The organism is Aquimarina ulvae, assembly GCF_053613295.3.
Genome location: NZ_JBSIBP030000007.1, coordinates 221,089 through 242,339, shown reverse-complemented (window position 1 = coordinate 242,339; position 21,251 = coordinate 221,089). Strand labels below are relative to the sequence as shown.

At 30.4% G+C, this 21,251-nt stretch carries 17 protein-coding genes; 10 read left to right on the top strand and 7 right to left on the bottom strand.

The features are described 5' to 3' along the window. Positions 1 to 1,075: 1,075 nt before the first annotated feature. From ACWGOQ_RS16490 to ACWGOQ_RS16445, 10 genes are all read left to right on the top strand, one after another. The gene (locus tag ACWGOQ_RS16490; RefSeq protein ID WP_452059245.1) at positions 1,076 to 2,005 is read left to right on the top strand and encodes a WG repeat-containing protein; all 930 of its coding nucleotides are present in this window, start codon (positions 1,076 to 1,078) and stop codon (positions 2,003 to 2,005) included. A gap of 118 nt (positions 2,006 to 2,123) precedes the next feature. Next, complete coding sequence (locus ACWGOQ_RS16485) at positions 2,124 to 4,469, top strand: tetratricopeptide repeat-containing sensor histidine kinase (RefSeq protein ID WP_452059244.1); 2,346 nt, start codon at positions 2,124 to 2,126, stop codon at positions 4,467 to 4,469. Then, the gene (locus ACWGOQ_RS16480; protein WP_452059243.1) at positions 4,450 to 5,178 is read left to right on the top strand and encodes a LytR/AlgR family response regulator transcription factor; all 729 of its coding nucleotides are present in this window, start codon (positions 4,450 to 4,452) and stop codon (positions 5,176 to 5,178) included. The genes ACWGOQ_RS16485 and ACWGOQ_RS16480 overlap by 20 nt, the downstream gene beginning before the upstream one ends. 325 nt (positions 5,179 to 5,503) lie before the next feature. Next, positions 5,504 to 6,145 carry a DUF1266 domain-containing protein gene (locus ACWGOQ_RS16475; RefSeq protein ID WP_452059242.1) on the top strand — a complete coding sequence of 214 codons (642 nt, stop codon included), beginning with the start codon at positions 5,504 to 5,506 and terminating at the stop codon, positions 6,143 to 6,145. Positions 6,146 to 6,280: 135 nt separating this feature from the next. Continuing rightward, positions 6,281 to 7,024 carry a hypothetical protein gene (locus ACWGOQ_RS16470; RefSeq protein WP_452059241.1) on the top strand — a complete coding sequence of 248 codons (744 nt, stop codon included), beginning with the start codon at positions 6,281 to 6,283 and terminating at the stop codon, positions 7,022 to 7,024. A gap of 114 nt (positions 7,025 to 7,138) precedes the next feature. Continuing rightward, on the top strand, positions 7,139 to 7,804 hold the full coding sequence (locus ACWGOQ_RS16465) for a hypothetical protein (RefSeq protein ID WP_452059240.1): 666 nt from the start codon (positions 7,139 to 7,141) through the stop codon (positions 7,802 to 7,804). 60 nt (positions 7,805 to 7,864) lie between these two features. Next, a complete protein-coding gene (locus tag ACWGOQ_RS16460) occupies positions 7,865 to 9,502 on the top strand; it encodes a DKNYY domain-containing protein (protein ID WP_452059239.1) in 1,638 nt (545 codons plus the stop codon). A 271-nt stretch (positions 9,503 to 9,773) separates the two neighbouring features. Next, a complete protein-coding gene (locus tag ACWGOQ_RS16455; protein ID WP_452059238.1) occupies positions 9,774 to 10,532 on the top strand; it encodes a hypothetical protein in 759 nt (252 codons plus the stop codon). A 441-nt stretch (positions 10,533 to 10,973) separates the two neighbouring features. Beyond that, entirely contained in the window at positions 10,974 to 12,938 is a 1,965-nt protein-coding gene (locus tag ACWGOQ_RS16450) for a BspA family leucine-rich repeat surface protein (RefSeq protein ID WP_452059237.1), read from the top strand. Between the two features lie 536 nt (positions 12,939 to 13,474). Continuing rightward, the gene (locus tag ACWGOQ_RS16445; RefSeq protein ID WP_452059236.1) at positions 13,475 to 14,509 is read left to right on the top strand and encodes a toxin-antitoxin system YwqK family antitoxin; all 1,035 of its coding nucleotides are present in this window, start codon (positions 13,475 to 13,477) and stop codon (positions 14,507 to 14,509) included. A gap of 121 nt (positions 14,510 to 14,630) precedes the next feature. On the opposite strand, the gene ACWGOQ_RS16440 is transcribed toward ACWGOQ_RS16445, so the two are convergent. From ACWGOQ_RS16440 to ACWGOQ_RS16410, 7 genes are all read right to left on the bottom strand, one after another. Next, positions 14,631 to 15,698 (bottom strand): DUF3137 domain-containing protein, encoded by a 1,068-nt coding sequence (locus ACWGOQ_RS16440; protein WP_452059235.1) that lies wholly within the window; start codon positions 15,696 to 15,698, stop codon positions 14,631 to 14,633. A 253-nt stretch (positions 15,699 to 15,951) separates the two neighbouring features. Next, positions 15,952 to 16,524 (bottom strand): LemA family protein, encoded by a 573-nt coding sequence (locus ACWGOQ_RS16435; protein WP_452059234.1) that lies wholly within the window; start codon positions 16,522 to 16,524, stop codon positions 15,952 to 15,954. Between the two features lie 26 nt (positions 16,525 to 16,550). Then, complete coding sequence (locus ACWGOQ_RS16430) at positions 16,551 to 16,970, bottom strand: hypothetical protein (protein WP_452059233.1); 420 nt, start codon at positions 16,968 to 16,970, stop codon at positions 16,551 to 16,553. A gap of 75 nt (positions 16,971 to 17,045) precedes the next feature. Continuing rightward, positions 17,046 to 17,495, bottom strand: a complete 450-nt coding sequence (locus ACWGOQ_RS16425; RefSeq protein ID WP_452059232.1) for a hypothetical protein — start codon at positions 17,493 to 17,495, stop codon at positions 17,046 to 17,048. 296 nt (positions 17,496 to 17,791) lie between these two features. Beyond that, on the bottom strand, positions 17,792 to 19,330 hold the full coding sequence (locus ACWGOQ_RS16420) for a hypothetical protein (RefSeq protein ID WP_452059231.1): 1,539 nt from the start codon (positions 19,328 to 19,330) through the stop codon (positions 17,792 to 17,794). A gap of 100 nt (positions 19,331 to 19,430) precedes the next feature. Beyond that, a complete protein-coding gene (locus ACWGOQ_RS16415; RefSeq protein WP_452059230.1) occupies positions 19,431 to 20,246 on the bottom strand; it encodes a DUF1266 domain-containing protein in 816 nt (271 codons plus the stop codon). Between the two features lie 191 nt (positions 20,247 to 20,437). Further along, positions 20,438 to 21,250 carry a hypothetical protein gene (locus tag ACWGOQ_RS16410; protein ID WP_452059229.1) on the bottom strand — a complete coding sequence of 271 codons (813 nt, stop codon included), beginning with the start codon at positions 21,248 to 21,250 and terminating at the stop codon, positions 20,438 to 20,440. Between the last annotated feature and the right edge of the window lies 1 nt (position 21,251).

The following is a 21,251-nucleotide window of genomic DNA, read 5'->3' as shown; positions in this document are numbered from 1 at the left end:
ATCAGAGCTAGACATAGACTTTTTAAAAATCAAAGTTCAGCCTTTTTAAATTACTCCACAACTTTTTGTGTTGATCCGGATCAAGTCCAAAAGTTGTGGGATTAAGTATTTAGGGATCAAGACCAATTGTTGTGTTTACGCAAAAATTCTGGTTAATCTAAAAAAGAAGAATTCTACATTTTTCCTTGTTAAAATTTATTTTTGTAATAAATCACCTACTTACTTAAGTTTGAACAGTAAAAAAATATGTTAAAATGTGTTTTTTTAACGATAAAATACACAAAAAAATTGTTGATTACGAATTTTGTAGTATATTTACAAAGTGAAAATGAGTTAGTGCTTTCATTATCCCCAAGATGAAAGTTTTATAAAAGTGAGTTTTAATTTTAGAATAAGCCCCTAAATTAAGATGATTTGTGTGAAGAAAAAGAGCGTGGAGACGCTCTTTTTTGTTTATCGCCAGTAAACAGTAGTTATTTGGAATATCATTTATTTAAATTTGACATCTATTAATGAATTTAAGGTCTCATTTTTGATAATAAGCAGGGTTTTTATAGATTTTTTACATTTTTTTAGTAATCATTATTACCTCTTTAATTACTTTAAAAATAATCTTAGGATACTTTTTAATCAATAAATGTTAGTTTTAATCAGTAGCGTACTGTGTATTGTGATTTTTGTTTTTACCTACTATTGGATTAAGTATTATTATGTTTTTCCATCTTTTTAATGCTTTTATATTAGGAGTAAGGAGATTTTAAACTATTCATCTTACTCGGAAAGACAAATGGCGAGACAGTTTGAAAATGAAATGCTGAAAATTAAAACTGTGTTTTAAGATTACATAATAAAATTGGATAATTGTTTAAAAAGGCAGACTTGTAAAAAACATTTTTAACTATGGCCTATTCCTTCTCCAAGTTAGCACCTTCGAGCTCATAATCCGAAGTTCTTAAAAAAATATCTACAAATAAAAAGAATAGTAAAACGAATATAAATTAAGCTATTACAGATATATAATGCTAGTGAATTATGTTAGACTTTAAAAGTATATTGCATTACTATAAGATTAGAAATGAAGAAAAACACATTCGCTATTATATTTTTTTTTCTCAATGTAGTTTATGCTCAAGAATTTAGAGAATTTAAAATAGATGTTCTGATAGCACAACTTCCTTATGCTGATAATGAAGTCAAAACGACCTTTGAAAATGGGCTGATGTACTATCGAAATACTCAGGATAATACTAAATTGTTTTCAAAAGGTTTTGATGTAGCTTATCCATTCTTTTATAAAAATGCGATCATCAAGCAAGACGGTAAATACGGAATAATTGATAAGACAGGAGCATTTCTCATTGAACCATTGTATGATGATTTTGAACTTGCCCCTTATGAAAACGAAAGTTATATCGTTATATTTAATGATGATGTTATTGTAAATCTTTACAATGGAAATACAAATGCTTCTTACATCTATTGTGCAGAAGTTATTCCGACACTTTATGCTTTTCAAGGAAAAAATAAGAAGTTTGGAGTAAAAAAAGAAAGAAAAACCATAGTACGCCCTAAGTATGATACGATTCTTGCGATCGGATATGAATTTATAGTTGCATCCAAAAATAAATATTTGGGGATTATTGATGTAAAAGGAAAATGCTTAGTTAATTTTGAGTATGAAGAAGCTCAATACTCTGAATATGCTGAAGGTTTTAGTACGTACCCTATTGTTGGATTGAGAAAAAACAAAACTTGGACTTATTTCGAAAAAGGAAAAGAAATCTTAAAAAGCGAATATAAATGCGAAAACTTTTCTGTGTTATTAGAAAATGCTGTTGGAGTTTTTACAACAAATGGTAAAAAGAATGTATTATTTAAGAATGAAAACATAATGAAAAAAGAATATGATTTCATATCGAATAACGGCTTAGTGGGAAGAATAGATAATAATATATTCTTGCTTAAAAGCGATGGTAGTGACGAACTATATTTTTCTAAAAATTAATATCGTAACAATAGATTATTTACAAGTCTGTATCTTAAATTAAAAGGATAGAATATTTAGTTGAGAATCTTACTATAAATAGCATCGTTTATATCAGAAACAAGACAGTGATAATTTTATGAATAAAAAACATCAACTTCGTAATGACTCCAAACCCAATAAAGAGAATCATAAACACTTGTTTACGAAAATTATAACGCGAATAGGCTTGTCAAATTTGTTGCCAACCAAACGTGAGAAATCAAAAAGTGTAAAACAATTAGGCGTCATATTAAGCATCATTATATTTAACTTTTATGCGAATAACTCAAAATCGTTTGCACAAACAAAAATAATTGATAGTCTCGAACAGATTTTGGTTGCTAATAAAAAACAAGATACTTTCAAAGTAAATATACTAAACGACTTAGCTTTTTCATATCATCGCAGAAATATTGATAAAACTATAGAATATCTGAAACGGGCTAATTTTTTGGCAGACTCTCTTCACTTCGAAAAAGGAAAAATAGATTGCATATATACAGAAGGAATAGTACAATTAGTAAAATCTAATCTAGATGAAGCTATCAACCATTACACTAAAGCGTTAAAAAGATATCAAGCTGTTAGTGATAAAAGAGGAATTGCTAAATGTCTTAATGGATTGGCTATAGTATATATATATAAAGGGGATTATGAAACCACAATCAATTACGCTAAACGAGCTGTTGATTTAGAAGAAGCCTTAGGAAATAGAAAAAAAAGTGCTAGTTCTTTGAATGTTTTGGCCTCAGCCTATTCAAATAAAGGAGACTATGATCTATCAATTAAAATCCGCCATAAGGCGTTAGAAATATATCGAGAGTTTAAGGATGAAGAAGGAGTTGCAAGTTGTTTGGGAAACCTTGGAGGAACTTATGGTAATCAAGCAAACTATGTTAAAGCATTACTTCTTTTTACTGAGGCATTAAAAATCAACCAAAATATTGGAAGTAATACAGGGATTGTAAAATCTTTAGAGAACATAGGTTCTATCCATCTACTTCAAGAAAATTATGATAAGGCATTGGACTATTATAAAAGAGTTCTTGAGATCAATCAAAAAGATGGAAATAAAAAAAATATTGCTAACGTATATAGTAATATTGGAATTATTTATGCAGAGAAAAAAGAATACACAGAAGCACTACAATTCTTTAAAAAGGGGTTGGAAATATCAGAAAATATTAATTATACTAATTTGGTTGCAAGCTTTTTTATCAATATAGGAACTACATATACTGATCTTGAGGACTATCCATTAGCATTAAAATTTCACAAAAAAGGACTACAACTAAATACAAAGATTGGAAATTTATACTCAACTTGCCACTCATATATTGGTTTGGCAAAAATTCACTATAAACAAAAAAAGTATACAGAAGCACTTTTTCATAGTTTAGAAGCAGAAAAAATCGCAAAAGACTTGAAGTTAAAGGAGGCCTTAAGAGATATTAAAGAATTGCTTGCTGCTCTTTATTACGAAACTAGAGAATATAAAGAAGCCTTCGAAAGCCACAAAGCTTTTAAAAAGCTAAGTGATAGCATCTTCAATAAAGAAAATATTCGGAAAATAACACAATTAGAGTACGAAAATAAATATCAAAAGGAACTTGATTCTGCTAACGTTAAACAAATTAAACTTACAAAAAGGATGGGAACAATAGATAAAAATTTAGCGACATCTCAGAAACAAACTTTATGGGCTATCATTGGTGTTTTAGTTTTAGGAATTCTTTTAGGAGCCAGGCTATTAATATTACGAATTCGCAATATCCAAACTATCAACCAGAATATAATGATCGAACAAAAGTTGCTTAGATTGCAGATGACACCTCATTTTATTTTTAATTCATTATCGGTGCTTCAAGGAATGATTTTGAATAAAGAATCAAAAAAAGCAATTATATATTTATCTAAATTTTCTAAACTGTTACGGATTATATTAGAGAACTTTAGAGATAAAATCGTGCCTTTAGAGAATGAGATAGAAGCAGTAGAAAATTATTTGATAGTACAAAATTTGGGCGCAGATGTTCCTTATGAATATGATATTAATATTACACCTACCTTTGATACAAAAAAAATTTTAATACCGCCAATGCTTATACAACCATTCGTAGAGAATGCTATTCAACATGGGTTTAAAAAAGAACATAAAAATCGAAAAATCGCAGTGAATATTACGTTTACAGGTCCAAAATTGATATGTACAATTATAGATAATGGGGTAGGGATCGAACATAACTACAATACAGTTTTGTCTCAAAAAAAATCCTTAGCTACTACGATTACTAAAGAACGTCTAAAAATGATGTCAAAGAATTTTAAGGTTGAAACCAATATAACGATCAAAGACAGAAAATATAAAAATGAACAAGGTACTATAGTAACTTTAATACTCCCTTATAAAAAAGACATCCGTGATGAAAACAATACTTATTGAAGACGAATCCTATATTAGGAAAGGACTAGTAACATTGATTGATACATTAGATAAAAATCTCACTATTATTGGAGAATGTGGATCGGTAAAAGAAGCGGTTACTGTGGTAAAAGCCTGCAAACCAGATCTAGTTTTTCTAGATATCAATTTACCAGATGGTAATGCTTTTGATTTTTTAGAACAAACTAAAGAACTAAATTTTAACGTAATCTTTATTACTGCTTATGACCAATATGCTTTACAAGCCTTGAAACTGGGAGCTATCGATTATATCCTAAAGCCTATAGATATCGAAGAACTGGAAATAGCAATAGATAAAGCAATAAACGCCTCTGGTGGTATTCAACAAGAAGAAATAAAGATTTTAAAAGAGCAATTAGATCCAGAACGATTAGTGGTAAGTTTACAAGATGGATATCAGGTAATTAATATAAAAGAGCTTAAGTATTGCAAGTCAGATAAAGGCTATACAACATTTTATATTGATAATGCTAAGCCAATAATTGCATCAAAACCTTTAAAATACTTTGTGGATAAACTGCCTTTATCTAAATTTGTACGTATCCATCAATCCTCTCTCTTAAACATTGATTATGTAGATCGTTATGATAAAAGCGGAATGGTTATTCTAAAAGATAAGCAACAGCTCCCAGTATCGATTCGTAAAAAAGATGAGTTTTTATCAAAACTATTAAACAATAATCAATAAATATGTAACGTATATATATTCAATCTCTGCAGATATATATTCTCCACGCGATATAAAGAGAACTTGATCTACTTTTGAGTCGTATAGTAAGAAATACATAATTATTTCTATTGCTACTGTTTATAACACCTAAGTTACACATAAAGGTGCTAAACAATGAAAGATTGTCCTTTACATCGCTTTTTACGAGCACATAAGATAGATTTAGTTGTGTTAATCATAAAATATATCTAGTATAGAATTTTCTCTTCATTACAGGCGGCAAACACTATATAAAATCCGAAAATAACAGAGTAGAAATATATTAATTGATAAAGACAAAAAAATGAGAATATTAAAAACAAACATCATAATTACAGCGATATGCTTTCTTGCAATAACACTACAATCTTGTGGAGGTGGTGAAAAAGGACAAATTCAGGATAAAGAGTTAAGCAGCTTTATGCTGGGAGGTATTTATTTTCTAAATGGATACGGAGGAACTGCAGCTGTTACGAAAATGATGAAAGATGCAGATTATACGACAGATGAACAGTTAGTGAGTGGATATAAAGAGATTTTTCAATTTGCTTTTCAAAAATCACAAGGGAGAGATATAAAAAATATGTTTAAATCGATGTGGGACATTTCTAATAAAAAAGAATTATTAGAAAGTATAGAAGATCTTAAAACTAGAGACCATAAATATAAATCTTGGGATTATGCGCGAATTGTTAATAACGCATCGATGGGATATGCTACTGGTTGGTTAAACGAGGAAGAAGTAAAACAATTAGTAATGGAAATACTTCCATTAGCACAACAGAAATATGAAAACTGGAAAACCTACTATGAAGATTTCGACAAAGGACGCATAGATTGGAATTCAAATGACGATCAAGCCGAGTCCTTCGAGAAATTAGCAAAAACAATTACAACCTACGAAAATTCCATTTACAAAATATTGCCTTTGCATATCGAAAAATAAATGTTTTAAGGTAAATCGAATTGTAACTATATGTATAGTATACATTAAACAAACTTGTATAATCCTGCATGGTTTCGTGTATATCTATATTTCTGAAAGGTTAAAAAAAGGAGGAGCTCATTATAAATTATATACATGCGATATGTTACCACATTATTTATTTTATTCGTTATCTATAGTTGTGATGTTTCATTAATCTCAGATAAAAACGCAAGGAACATAAAAAAACTTAAAGCTTATATTCTTATTCACGATGGTGATAAGGAAAAGGAACTTAACTATATCAAAGTAATCGTATCTGATGGTAAAAAAAAGATCATAAATGAAGATATAAAAATCATCATGAATGGTTCGCCACTCTATTTATATATAAAAGATGAATTGTATTTTACAAAAACTTCGTACTATACAACAGATGATGTAGTACGAAGTGATTCTTATTATTTTGAGATAGTTTTACCCGATAAGACAAAATATCCTCTAGCATATATCAAACCAATACAACAAAAGAAGAAAACTACTTTTGAAATTCCTCTAAAAGCCTCAAGAGATGAGGGTTTTAGCCTAAGTTGGAGACATCTCTATACTCCAGCAGAATTAGAAATTTTAAAAGGAGTAAAGTACAAAAATAAAACTACAGATAATAGTACAAAGTCTGGATATGATAGAAAGCGAACGGACACCTTAAAAACAGAGATCGGAGAATACGTAATTCCTACATCATATTTCGAAGACTCTCTAACCATAGCAACACATTTTAGTATTAGACTTAATCAAAAAGAAAGTGGTTTAACCAACCCAAAATTATTAAGTAGTAGTAAAATCATTTATAATTATTCTTTTGAAAAGAGAATAGAATTTATCGAAAAAAATGATTAAACTAAAAGATATAGAGAACATATTTTCCTTTTAAAATAAAGAATTTGAGCGCTGTAAAAGCAGAATAATAGATTACACTTTTATATTAATTTCAATTTAAAATCTCCTATATTAATGAATAATAATAACATCATTAACTTTGCAAAAACACCTAGAAACCTTTCTAAAAAACAGGCAAAGAAATTTCTTAGGCACGATGGGAAACTGGGAAAATGTATAATTTCTAGTTTCTTAATCAGTATACCAGCTGCGATTATTATGATAATTCTTTATTTTTTGTCGATAGTTCCTCTTTGGGTGCTATTAACATCTATTGTAGTTTGCGTGGGATTGTATTTTTCTTTAAATCTACCTGAGCCAAAAATTAATGATATTAATAACTACCCTTTAAGTATTGGCTATGTACTTATGGCAAACCACAAACTATTTGATAAAAAATTAGAAGAGCAAGGTGGATCGATGATCTTGTTTAGCAAAGAAGACAATCATCGATTAAATTCAGAATATATAGCTGATATTGGAGAACGGATAAAAAATAGAGAAGTAGCAAATCTTATAAATCTGTACGATAAAATGGATTCTTTCTCTGATGGTAAGTCTTTCTTCTATTTTAATGAAATTCCTCCAGAGGCTACGGAAGGTGTTAAAGTATATTGTGCATATGTTATTTTAGATAGTCAATATTTACCAGATGGAGTAGTACCGGAAAATAGATTAATTCCGTGTCTCATAGACGAAAAAAATAGAGCTATTGCTATACCATCTCAATTTCTAGAATAATCAGGTTAGAGAAGAGCATTATTAGCATTTAATAAATTACTTTAAAAATGAAACGAAGCTTTGAAAACTCTATCAATTTTGATCTTTTTACTTCCCTTTCTATCGTTTGCTCAGAAAATAGATACACTAAAAATCCAAGAACCCTTGGTAGATAATTTGATGGAAATCAAAACCACTGATTGTATCTATATTGATGATGAAATTTACTTGCTAAATGAAAATTACATTGTGTATCAGAATTGTACAAGCAGAAAGTTAATGTATCCAGACATGAGTTCATTTCATTTTCCTGTAGAAAATGAAAATAATTATTTTGCTCTGGATAAAAATGGCATATATTATCGAGGTACTAAAATTAAAACAGACACTACTGGGTTCACCGTCATTGATGATGTTTATAAAGATGGGTTGTACTGGAAAACAAAATATGCAGTATATAAGAATCAAAAAAAGATTAGGGTTTCAGATGTGGTAACGTTTAGAGCTGCAGATTACTTTGGAGGTTATTTTGTAGATAAAAAAACGGTATACTATCGCGGTAAAAAAGTACAGAAGGCAGATCCATCAACTTTCCGAAGTTTCTCTAGTGGTTTTGCGTTTGATAAAAAACATTCCTACTCAAATGGTAAAATTGTAACCTTCAAAGATGAAAAAATCACGAGATTAAATAATTATTTTTATAAAACTTCAAAGCACATTTTAACAGAAAATGATACAAATTTTATTGAACATCCAGGTATTGACGTTCATACGGTAAAAGTACTGTCCAACTCATATTTAATGGATAAAAACAACGTTTATTACAGGACAAATACTTTACCTGTTAAAAAAGAAGATTTAAAAAACGTAAAAGTATGGGAACAAGCGGAGAGGGTATATTTAACAGATAAGAAAAACGTCTATTTTAGAAATGGTATTCCACAAAAAGGATTGGACGCTACCACATTCGGAATGCTCAAGAATTCTAATACTTTATTTGATAAAAATGGAATTTATAAAAGAGATTGGAATAGTTATACAAGAGCGATTGAAAACAATAAGCTACCTTTTAATTACAATACTCCAATAAGCGTATCGAAGACCTATCAAACTGATAATTATGTGGTTTATGAGAATGATGTATATGATTTAGTATACGGAAAATTATATAAGAACTTAACATCTGAACAGATAGCTAATATAGATAGGTTAAGAAACATAGATGATGAGTGTAAAAGCTGTATTGTTATTGATAAGGAGTTTGATTACGACTATTTATACAAAGCAAATCATAAAATTTATTACTTTTCTGAACAAACTGTTGCAGATGCTAATTCTTTTGAAGCAATAGGCGGATACTTGTTTAAGGATATCAATAACGTGTATTTCTATAAGCGAGAAAAAGGACTGTCCATTATATCTGGACTAAACCCTGAAACATTAGAAGTTTTTAATGGATTTATTAAAAATGAAGATTATTTGTATCTCAATTATCAAAAAATAATTAAAAGTAAAAATCTAGAAATTTTAAGTATTTTCAGTGGATATCGAAAACAATGTTCTCAAGATGATCAAGCCAGTTCTAATTATTATCTATTTAAGAACATCGAAGGATACTGGCTTGTTGAAATATCTGATATTGTTACTATTAGAAATTTAGGAAATATACATAGAAATAATTGGAACAGCTTGTTGAAAAAAATCATTACACGATACTAAAAATATTTTGCTAAGCGCAGTTTATAAAATACAATCAACACCTTTTCTTGAAATATAATACTATCTATCTCTAAAAAGTGTTAGAATTTATCTAAGTAGAATTTTGATAAAAGGTTTTGGTTGATTTTTCCCTGAATTTTTAACGAATATAAATTGAAACCTCACGAATATATATTCCCTTATTTATACAAAAACTTCCTTGACTATTTTTGCTACGTATTACACTAAAACCAATTTAAATATCAAAAAATTAATCACAAAAAATCTAATTATGAATGTAACAACACTAGTATCAAAACTCAGAATTTCTATGCTTTTATTAGCATCATTTTTGTTTTTTACAAATTGTGAAAGCGATAATGAAACCATTCCAGAAACCATCAACAAAAGCCTAAATGTGAGCGTCCCTAATTTAACAGGATATTACTCAGGTAGCGATAATGGACATTACTACATAAGACAAACCGGAAATGAAATTTTCTGGTTGGGAGAAGATCCATCAGGAAAATGGGCGAACGTATTTAATGGCACCTTAGAAGGAAACAAAATCACCGGAACATTTTACGATGTTCCAAAAGGCACAAATGTAGCCTTTGGTCCATTACAATTTGAAGTAAATGGTACTGTTATTACGAAAACATCCGGTCCTGGTTTTGGAGGTAATACATTAACAAAAACTACTCGTCCTAGCAATTTACCAGCAGAACGTGCTCAGGGTTTTGGTACTCGAAACAACATCAATGATATGACTGCAAAATGGCAAGCTAGTGATCGAGGTTCTTATTACATAAGACAAGTAGGGGATACAATCATCTGGTTCGGAGAACAGAATTACACATCAGGTCGTCCTGCTTGGTCCAATGTGGCATTTGGTACCAGAACAGGAAATATCATAACATTAGACTGGGTAGATGTTCCAAAAGGTAACAACGGGGGCTCAGGACGATTAACCCTAAAAATCGATAGCGCAAACAAGATTTCGAGAATTAGTGCTACAGGCGGATTTGGTGGTCGTATCTGGAACAGATAGGATACAACAATTTAAAACTCTAATCACAAGAATACTATCATTTACATTATTCTTGCTATAAACATATGTTTTAGTGTGTATACTATACAATAAAAGTAAAATCCTGGATTGTAAAAATTCAGGATTTTATAATTTAATATCACTATAGCTTTAAAAATGTATAGCTTTCGTTTCTAGAAAAATTACATTTAGAATAACGATTGCTTGTATGAATTGTCATATTCATTTCAGTGTGTAGTTTCTGCATTGTTCTATTACGAATATAAACCCAATCGGTGCAAATATATATTGACCTCTCCACGAAACGACACCACGTTCTATCTTTAATCAAAAATATGATATCTCATATTGGATCGATATATAAAATCTTGACTTAGGAGTCTGTGTGATTTAATTATTGAACAAAATCAGCGATTAACTTAATTATTAAATATGAAAACAATGAAAAGAAAATTACAAGTACTGTTTTACCTATTATTAACTGGTATAGTGATATCATGCGGGAATGATGATGATATCTCGGCAGCTGTAAATGTCGCACCAGTAATCGAAAATCAATCCTTCAACGTTTCTGAGACACAGGAGGCAGCGGTTACCTTTGCCACAGTTTTGGCAAGTGATCCGGATGAAGATGACACGCTGAGTTTTAGCATTACAAAAGATGATAGTGATTTGTTTTCTATTGTAGAAGCTACAGGAGAGTTACGTCTTAAACAAGGAGAACAACTTGATTTTGAGTTAGCTCAAAGCTATATTGTTGAAATAACGGTCGATGATGGTACGCTTTCAGCCAATGCTACAATTACCATTAATGTTATTGATGTAGATATGAACGCCAGTCCAGAGATCAATAATCAATCTTTTGAGGTTTCTGAGGCACAAGAAGCAGAAATTACCTTTGCCACTGTCTTAGCAAATGATCCGGATGCCGATGATACATTGAGCTTTAGTATTACCAAAGATGATAGTGATTTGTTTGTAATTAATCAAACTACAGGAGAATTGAGTCTTCAATTAGGAAAAGCATTAGATTTTGAGACTACGCAAAGTCATTTGATTGAGGTAACTGTTACGGATACTATGCTATCTGCAACAGCAGAAATCACTATCAATGTAACTGATGTAGATGAAATATCATTTATAACCACTTGGGAAACCACTAGTGCTAATGAATCTATTTTTATACCAACCGCATCAGAACAAGTATATAATTATAATGTTAATTGGGGAGATAACTCTGCCAGTACAGGACAAACCGGAAATGCTACACACACCTATGCACAACCAGGAGTCTATACCGTGAGTATTACTGGTGATTTTCCTAGCATCTATTTCAATGCTTCTTCAATAAGCGACAGTGCAACTATTGCAAATGCTAAAAAAATACAAAGTATTGAAAATTGGGGAAAACAATTCTGGACTTCGATGCGTAGAGCATTCTTTGGGTGTGAAAACTTAGTGGGTAATGCTAAAGATGTCCCTGACCTCTCTCAAGTTAGGGATATGAGTTTGATGTTTACCGCAGCTGCATCCTTCAATCAGCCTATAGGAGATTGGGATGTTTCTAATGTTACTAATATTGGGGGTATGTTTGCAAGAGCAACATCATTCAATCAACCTTTAGAAGATTGGGATGTTTCTAAAGTTACTGATATGAGTTTTATGTTTAGCGGAGCCCAAGCCTTTAATCAGGATATTGGTAGTTGGGATGTATCTAATGTTACGGATATGAACAATATGTTCAATTCCACACCTTTTAATCAAGATATTGGTAGCTGGAATGTTTCTAATGTAACGAATATGTTATCTATGTTTCTGGGTGCTAATTCTTTTAATCAAAATATTTCTAATTGGGATGTTGGTAATGTAACCAATATGCGACTCATGTTTAGTGGAGCACAATCATTTAATCAGCCTATAGGAGATTGGGATGTTTCTAGTGTTACAGATATGAGTGTTATGTTTCAAATGGGTTCTAGTTCTGCTTTCAATCAAGATATTGGTAATTGGGATGTAAGTAATGTTACTACTATGGAAAGAATGTTCCAAGGAGCGAGATCTTTTAATCAAGACCTTCCTAGCTGGGATGTTTCTAATGTAATAGATATGAGCTCAATGTTTAATAATGCTATATCTTTCAATGGAGATATTTCTAGCTGGGATGTGTCTAAAGTAACTAATATGCTTCTGACTTTTGGTGCAGCACAATCATTTAATCAAGATATAAGTGGCTGGAACGTCGCTAGTGTAACCAATATGGCTGGAATGCTCCAAGATACTACTTCTTTTAATCAAGATCTTTCTAGCTGGGAAACTGATAATGTAACTATATGTGAAAATTTTAATCTTCGTTCGGCTATAGTTCAAAGTAACCTTCCGACAAAAGGGTGCTTTTCAGGAAGATAAATACACAACTTAATTCCTAAACAACGTATATAATTAATATAAAACAGGATAGTAATCTTAGACTACTATCCTGTTTTTATGTTATTGACTGGATAAACATGAATTAGGTATAATTATATGAAAAAGAAGCGATAATTAGCTACGCAAATTAGACAATAAGGTTTGTGGTACGAATATAAATCCACTCCTTACGAATCTATATTGACCCCTTGAGAAGAGTCTGTATGACTATATATTTGAACTAAAATGGGAACCTATTTTATATGTTAGAAGTGAATAGTGCGTGATTAAATATTTACAAATGAATTCTAACGTACTGATCTAGAAAACATAGGTGTTTAAAAGTTAGCCTTATAATCAACATTAAATAATCAAAAAAAAATTCTGAGTCTCAAAGCTCTGAAAAATTATAAATAATCCATAACGTTAATGATGTTATACATCCAAAATTGATAAGAATGATACACTTTAAAACTTGCATAATAGGAATCGTAATTTTATTACAATCGAATGTTCTAACACGCCAAACATTTCTAATGAAAGAGGATGTAAAAACACAACAATTCGGTAGTGTAATATATTATAAAGATATCCATAACAATCTACTGGACGGTCATTATCAAATGGCAGATATTTTAGGTAAATACGCTGATTTACATTTCAAACAAGGCAAAAAACATGGAAAGAGCGTAAACTATGATAGTAAAGATCGAATTCTTAAAGAAGCTACGTACGAAGATGGAAAACCTGTAGGATTATACACCACATATTTTAACAATGGACAAATAAGTAAACAAGGAGAATTTATCGATGGAAAAACAGAAGGAAAATGGAAAAATTTTAATATTAAAGGGGAATTAATATCGGTTGAGTATTATAAAAACGGTAAAGCAGAAGGTACTTGGTGGAGAATAGTACGTCATCCATCTCAGCTAAAATCGGTAGTGACAGAAAATTATAAGAACGGTCAATTGTTTGGGAAAGCTGAAGAAAAAACAGAAGACGGTAAGTTGTTATGGGAAAGAGAATATCTCGATGTAATTAGCTACACCCATAAAAGTTATCATTCGACTGGAGAAGTTCATGAGATAAAACATAAAAAAAATGGGCGATTGGATGGTGAGCAATTAATCTATAATCAAAACGGTGTTTTGTTAGAAAACATAATTTTTAAAGAAGGTAAATTGCTTCAGGATAACAGCTATTATGAAAATGGAAATAAAAAGTATCTTAAAAATTACAACTACGGTAAAAAAGAGGGATTATTTCAAAATTATAATAAAATAGGACATAAAATTGAAGAAGGAACCTATAAAAATGATTTCAAAAATGGTGTCTGGAAAAAGTTTGATTCTAAAGACGGGCATTTGTTATCTGAGACTACGTTTCTTAATGGTATAAAGAATGGCGTTGTAAAATGGTATAATAACGCTAATACGACTTCAGTAATCGGTCAATACAAAAATGGAGAACGAGATGGTCTCTGGAAATACTACAACTTATCAAAGAAATTATCTAAAGAAATTCAATACGATTTAGGAAGAGAAGTTTTTGTAACAGAGAAAAATTAATGCTGATTATTGTTTACTTGTGCTGTATGGGATGAAATTACGATTATTAGAATTTTGTATATAGACTGGGTTGTATTTAATCTTTTTCACATTCCATATAAACAGTTATATGTCTATGTTTTTATGTTATTTTTAATATTGTAGCAACTTCTAATGCTGTATCAATATCATTGGCTAGCTCCTCTACAATCTTAATATCATCCAATTTACCTGAGGGAAATGTAAAAAGACCGTGAGGGTTTTGAACAGCTAAGTACATTTCTTTGTCTTGAAAAGATAATAGTATCGGTCTCTCGAATTTTTGCTTTAACAATAAAATACGTTCCATAAGTGCCATTGATAATATATATCTTGCTTCTACTTGATCTGTGCTATATATTAAAAATGAATCTGTGAATCTGGGATCTTCCAGTTGTATGCGTTGTTCTTCTTTGAAATTTTTTTCTAAAAAACGGTCAAATTTTGTACTATTGGATTTAGGCAATACGACCGTATGACCGCGTAGTGATTTTTTGAATTGTAACCAGCAAAACATACCTCTAAAGGTATATTGGGTGTTATCTGATGTTTTGCTTGTAAACATATTTTTAAATACATATTGATAGAGCATCAAAAGCGAGTTTAAAAAAGGTATTTGAATTAAAAGATTGGATAGTTTACGTCCCGAATTGTCTTCAATCAAACCAATATCTGTAACATTAACAGTAATTGTATCTGTCTTTTTTCTGATCATACCATAGTTATAAACAGGTGTATCAGTTTGTACTCCAACAAACAGCTTGCTCTTTACAATTTGGTTGATGGGTGCTGTTATATTTTGAATAAAATCTACTGTAGGAAATAATTGCTTGACCATTCGTGTAACGGTATTATTTTCCTTGATTTTTAGTGTTTGAAATGATTTCCAAGATATATAAATCACAGGATAGTATATTGCCATTATCCCAAAAATGATATATAATTTATTGTATGGATTGCTACCAAATGCTGAATTAGCATTAAGAAAAGGTATTTCCAAACTAGGAAAATAAGCAGCTATCCAATTAGGAAAAAAAAGAACAAAGTAAAGTGGTATAATACCCCACATAATTCTTTGAAGCAAGAGAGCACGCTTTCTTTTTTTGTAGACCGTATCTAGAGCTGTACGGGTAGTTTTATAGATTTGTTCAATACGGTTTTGTGATAACATATAGTATATTCTTTGTTCAAAATTGATTTAAGATTTTGATAAATAAGTAAGAACCTTATACCAATACATTACTAAATTAATATTGTACTGAGTAGTAAATCCGTTCTTATCTTAGGTGGTGAAATAACATTGTTTTCTAGCTAATTTCATCTGTAGCTTTTTTAAGGAGTACTATATTAGTAGCTCATAATAAAAGATCGAACGTTTATGGTTAACATCAATTCATTGCTTAAGTAAAAGGTGTAAAATTCTACTAATTCTGATTATTTAATAATTGGTTGATGTTCACTTCTTTTTGTTCTTCTTTAGGAATTTCTAGGAGCATTGCTGTTTTGTCTTTTCTCATGGACGCGACTAGGTTGGCCGGAAACATTTGTATCTTATCGTTATATGCGGTAACCCCTGCATTATATGCCCTTCGCGATGCTGATATTTGATCCTCGATGTCTGCAAGCTCAATTTGTATGTTCATAAATTGTCTATCAGCCTTTAAATCAGGATAATTTTCTACATTAAAATTGAGACCACTCATTACTTTGGTGAGTTCGTTTGAAGCTTCAATTTTTTCTTCAGGAGCTTTAGCGTTTTTAACAGCCGCACGCAGTTCAGTTACTTTGAGCAGAATTTCTTTTTCATGGGACAAATACTTATTGAGCATCGCAACAAGGTTAGGTATCAAATCAAAACGCTTCTTAAGATAAATTTCAATACTTCCATAAGCTTGATTCATTTGATTTCTTCTACCAATGATCTGATTATTGATAATAATGACGATAATGATAAGTAGTACTAATACTACAATACTAATTACAATGTTGATGTTCATTTTTTTATTTTAATTGAGTGTATTTATTATACGGTTTCTATAAAGTGATATTCTTCTATTACGAACCCTGATTGGTTTAGCTTTTCCCCTATAATCATGCCGTTTCGCACAATAAACCTGATGTTTTCTAAAATCGTATTTTGTGTCCTTTCCACATTTCTAAAACTGATTACCCAATGCTTATTTTTTATCCAGCTCCATTGAAATCCATCTATTAATTCTGAAGTAGTTGCACCACAACTATCAACTCTGTCCTCAATAACAATCACATGCCCAGGATAAAACTGAAGAATTATATAAATATCTTGTCCGGCACAGACTGCATCACCAGAAAATTCTTCACATATAGAACCAATTTTTGCTATAAAAGTTTTATTTATTATTTCTGGTTGTGCTATTGCAGATACACAGATATTAAAAAGAAGGATTATCGTTGTCAATTTCATTAATACTTATGTATAAAGAACAGGTTGTTATTTGATTGTTTATTATCAGGCTTTTAAAATATTATCATATATTCACTACAATTTTTTCCTCCTCCTTTTATTAGTCAAAACATTAAAGTTATACTCTTTCAAAATTTTCCCTTCAGCATTTAGTTTTCTACCTTTAAGTTCGTCATCGATAACAAAGAGTGCCATGTTTTTGATATTATTATGTTTCACCTTTTCTATATCTTCTAAAAGAATAGTCCAATGTTTATCTGTTACCCAACGCCAAGAAAAATCACCAATATGTTGAGCTATCAAGACTTCTCCGCAACTGTCTTCTTCTTTTGTAGTTACGGTTACTTCTTTTTCTTTGAATTGTAAAACAAGATAGGTCTGTGAACCAGCGCAACTGGACTTATATGGAGTTTCTACACACATCCAACTTATCTTAGTAGCGAATGTTTTATCTACTATTTCTGGTTGTGCATTTACATAAGTGCTTATGCTTAAAAAAAGTAGTAAAAATATTGTTTTCAACATATACAGACATTTCATATTTCAATATTACGCATATTGTAAAAAACATATTATAGTGAACCTATATTCGCAAGGAGTGAATAAATATGTGTTCAATTATGATACATTTTTTGAGAATCAATTCATTACTTATTGATAGAAGGCTAATACCGATTTTGTTTAACCTACTTTATGCATTTAGAACTTAGGGATGAAGGCGTAAAGCAAATTTATAGATAGTGAGTGCTATACTTTATTGCCAACAATTGAAAACGATGTTTATGATGTTTTTACGAGATATTTTATTTGCTATATTCTTATCAGTCTAAGTATTCGTTTCCATTACGATCTACCCAGCCTTTTTTACCATCTGGATATGTAAATCGAGCATAATATTCATCATAATCGCTCAAATATTTATATTTAGGAGTTAATCCTATGTTAGGATAACAGGTTAGTAAACCCTTTTTATGTAAAAGAAAATGGGTTCCATTTGTTGTAATATCATCATATTCTAATGGAATTATAAGTTTTTTATCTTCCATATCCCAAACGCCAAACTTATTTGATTTTTTTACAATAATATAACTGGGTTTTAAAGGAGCATAGAACCTACTATAATACCAGTAATCTTCTGCACTCATCTCTATAGTGCTATTATTTACAAACCTTACTTTTTTAAACCCTCTTGGTAGTTTTATGGGAGTGACAGTAATGTCTGATAAAAGATAGTGGCTTATTTTCCAGATGTATTCCTTTTCATCATAAATCTTTTTTAGGAATAATAACTCTTCATAGCCTTTCTCTTTAATAATTTGTTCTAGATGTGACTTAGAAAGTGCTTTTTTATCTTGATCTCGCTCATAAATATCGTCTTGTAAGAGATAAAGCTGATACTGTAAATCTACTGAACCATCAGTATCTTCCCAGATATTCTCGAAAGTTGGCATTTTATATCTTTCTAAACTGAATGATTCATACGTTGTTTTTAGAATTTTGTTCTTATGATTATAGTAGGTTATAATTCTGTTTGCGTTACTATCGTTACCCCACCTTGATCTCTGGTTAACAGGTTTATTGTATGTGTTGCCCAAAGTATCTATAAAATACATCTTGTTTTTTGAGTCGATAAGTTGATGGTAATTAGTCGAATATTGATAAAATGATTTTAAACTATCAACAAGTAGTTTTCCTTTTAAATTATAGATTGATGTTTTTCCTGAGTTAGAAACGGTTGCGATTTTTCCGTAAATTTTAAGGGAATCACAAATATGATCAATGATTATCTCATCCTTGAGCTTTAAGCCTATCTTCGAGTTTTTTATATCAAATCTAATATCATCGTTGCTGAAATTTAATTCTTCAACTTTATCATCATCAACTACAAAAGTTTCACTAGTATCTACGTTTTTAGAAATACGGTAATCATAAGCACTCGTGGTACCCCAGCGTACTTTATACTTTTGATGCTGTTTTTTTACTACTAAACCTTCGTAATAACTACTGCGTTCTCCTCTTTCACTAAAAAGAATAATTAAGGGAATACCTCGATATGTCATAAACTTGTATACACCCAGCGTATTGTCTCCCTTTGGACTCATTATCAAATAGTACTTTTCGTTTATAAAATAAATGTAGTCTTCCTCCCAGTATTCACGTGTGTTATTTTCATCTGGTTCTAAATCTTCTCCTATGATTTTTCCTATAAGTTCACTAGAGGTAAAATGTGGATCTATATTTTTAAAGTAATCACTACTATCGTTAATTTCTTCTTTTATTTCCTGATAAATAGAATCTTGACCCCTTAAAAGAAGAGATAAGCTAAACAATATAATAAAAGATACTATCGGTTTTTTCATTTTACTTATTTACGATCGCTTGTCTAGGGCGGCACTGGTTTATGTTGATCTGTTTTGATGACAGTTCACGATTAAAGATTATACGTATTCATAGGTGCTACTATTTAAGACTCAAAGCTACCCAAGGACTTTTTTCTTTGCTCAACAGATCTTCAGCGATACTCATTATCCCCTCGTTGTCAGAATCTATTCCTCCCCACATACCTCTACCAATGATGTAGCTTTTAGAAAAAGCACTCCAATTATCAAAGTTTTGAATCACTAGTTTATAAGCTTTGTCTGTATATTGCCAAACTTCGTTTTCCGAAATGTAACCGGCATCTAGACAAAGTCTGCTTAAAAATACTAACCGACCACAATCCCAACCTATATTATTATATTTCATTAATTCTTTATGATTGGTAACAACATTGTTGTCTACTAATTCTTTCCAGGTTTGCTGTAAGTGGATAAGTTGTTGATAGGCTTTTTGTACATCTTCTTCGTTGTCGCCCATATCATTGAGAATTATATTTTTCTGTTCATCCGTATCGTTTACCTCAAAGGCTTTCAAAACCGTATTAAAGTAATATCTGAATCCTTTTTCAGATAAATAATCGAGTTTATCCAGTGCTTGATTAGTATCGTTGATTCCCCACCATTGAGAAAGAATTTTTAGTGTTTTTGAACTTTCTAAGCCAGTGGTTATCGTGTTAACATATGCTCCTTGTTGTTGACTATAAATGGCACTTATTGCAATTTTTTTATATTGTTCTTCTGAAACATTGCTACGACTGTTAAGATGAATTTCACATGTAAACATTTTTACTGCGCTTCTTGCTTTTTTAAGAAATGGTATGATTTTCCAGAAAATGTAGAAAATAACCATTGTACCAAAGGCAAAATACATAAAATAGTTTTGAATAAATTTTTCCATTCTGTTTCAGTTTTTGATAGTTTCAACCTGATTATATAAACAGGTTTTCAATATTCAATAGTAGGTACATTGTAAACATTATACTACAGTCAATTTATATATGTAGTTTATTAATCAATATTCGTTAGTTTTCGTGGTTTTTTTGCTTTATAAGGACTTCTTGCTCTTTTCAACTCGTTCTTTTGTAGTAACTACAGTGAATCATAATGGTTTTTTACTTCTTTTAATATGGCATATATGGTCTTATCGTTCTTCTCTAGCATTCTTCTTTTCCAAAATGTTACATTCCAATATTTTCCGTGTGCATTTTGTGTTTCTGCTTTAAAATAGATGTCTTTAAAGTAGGTGTCTGCATCGGGTTGTTGATTTATATCTTCATATGCAGAAATAAAATCACTAACAGTATTATTAAATATTTGTTGATAAACATTCTTAGAAATACGCTCATAGAAATACGTTTTATACTCATTGAATGTTTGTTGTAATTTTTCTGGATCTCTATACCTGTTTAAAAAACTAAGTACTAGTTTAGATCTTAAACTGGCATTATTAGAGAATAAATATTTAGGAAATGCATAATCAGTACCTAGAAATCTATAATCTATTGCGGTAGCAATAACAGCCTCGATGAAATTAGATTCACCAAAGTCACTAATGATGGCATCTATTATATAGTCCTCACAATTATCCTGAAACTTATTCTTATCCAAATATTGTTTTACACATTTGTTTACTCTTATAAAATCAGGTTGATTTAAATCCAGTTCGTTGTAGTGACTTGAGTTTTGATAACTATAATGTTCCTCTTCTTCAAGAATTTCAATATAATTTTTAATAGAGGTTATCTGATTTTTTAAGCCTTGTTCTTGACCTGTTTTATGTTTTTTAGTACTGATTTCCCTATTAAAATCTGCATCTAGATCTAAACATATTACCTCATAATAAGTTGCATAAGCTACCAAGGTTATGCCTATCGAGAGTACAATAATTATAATTTTATTCATA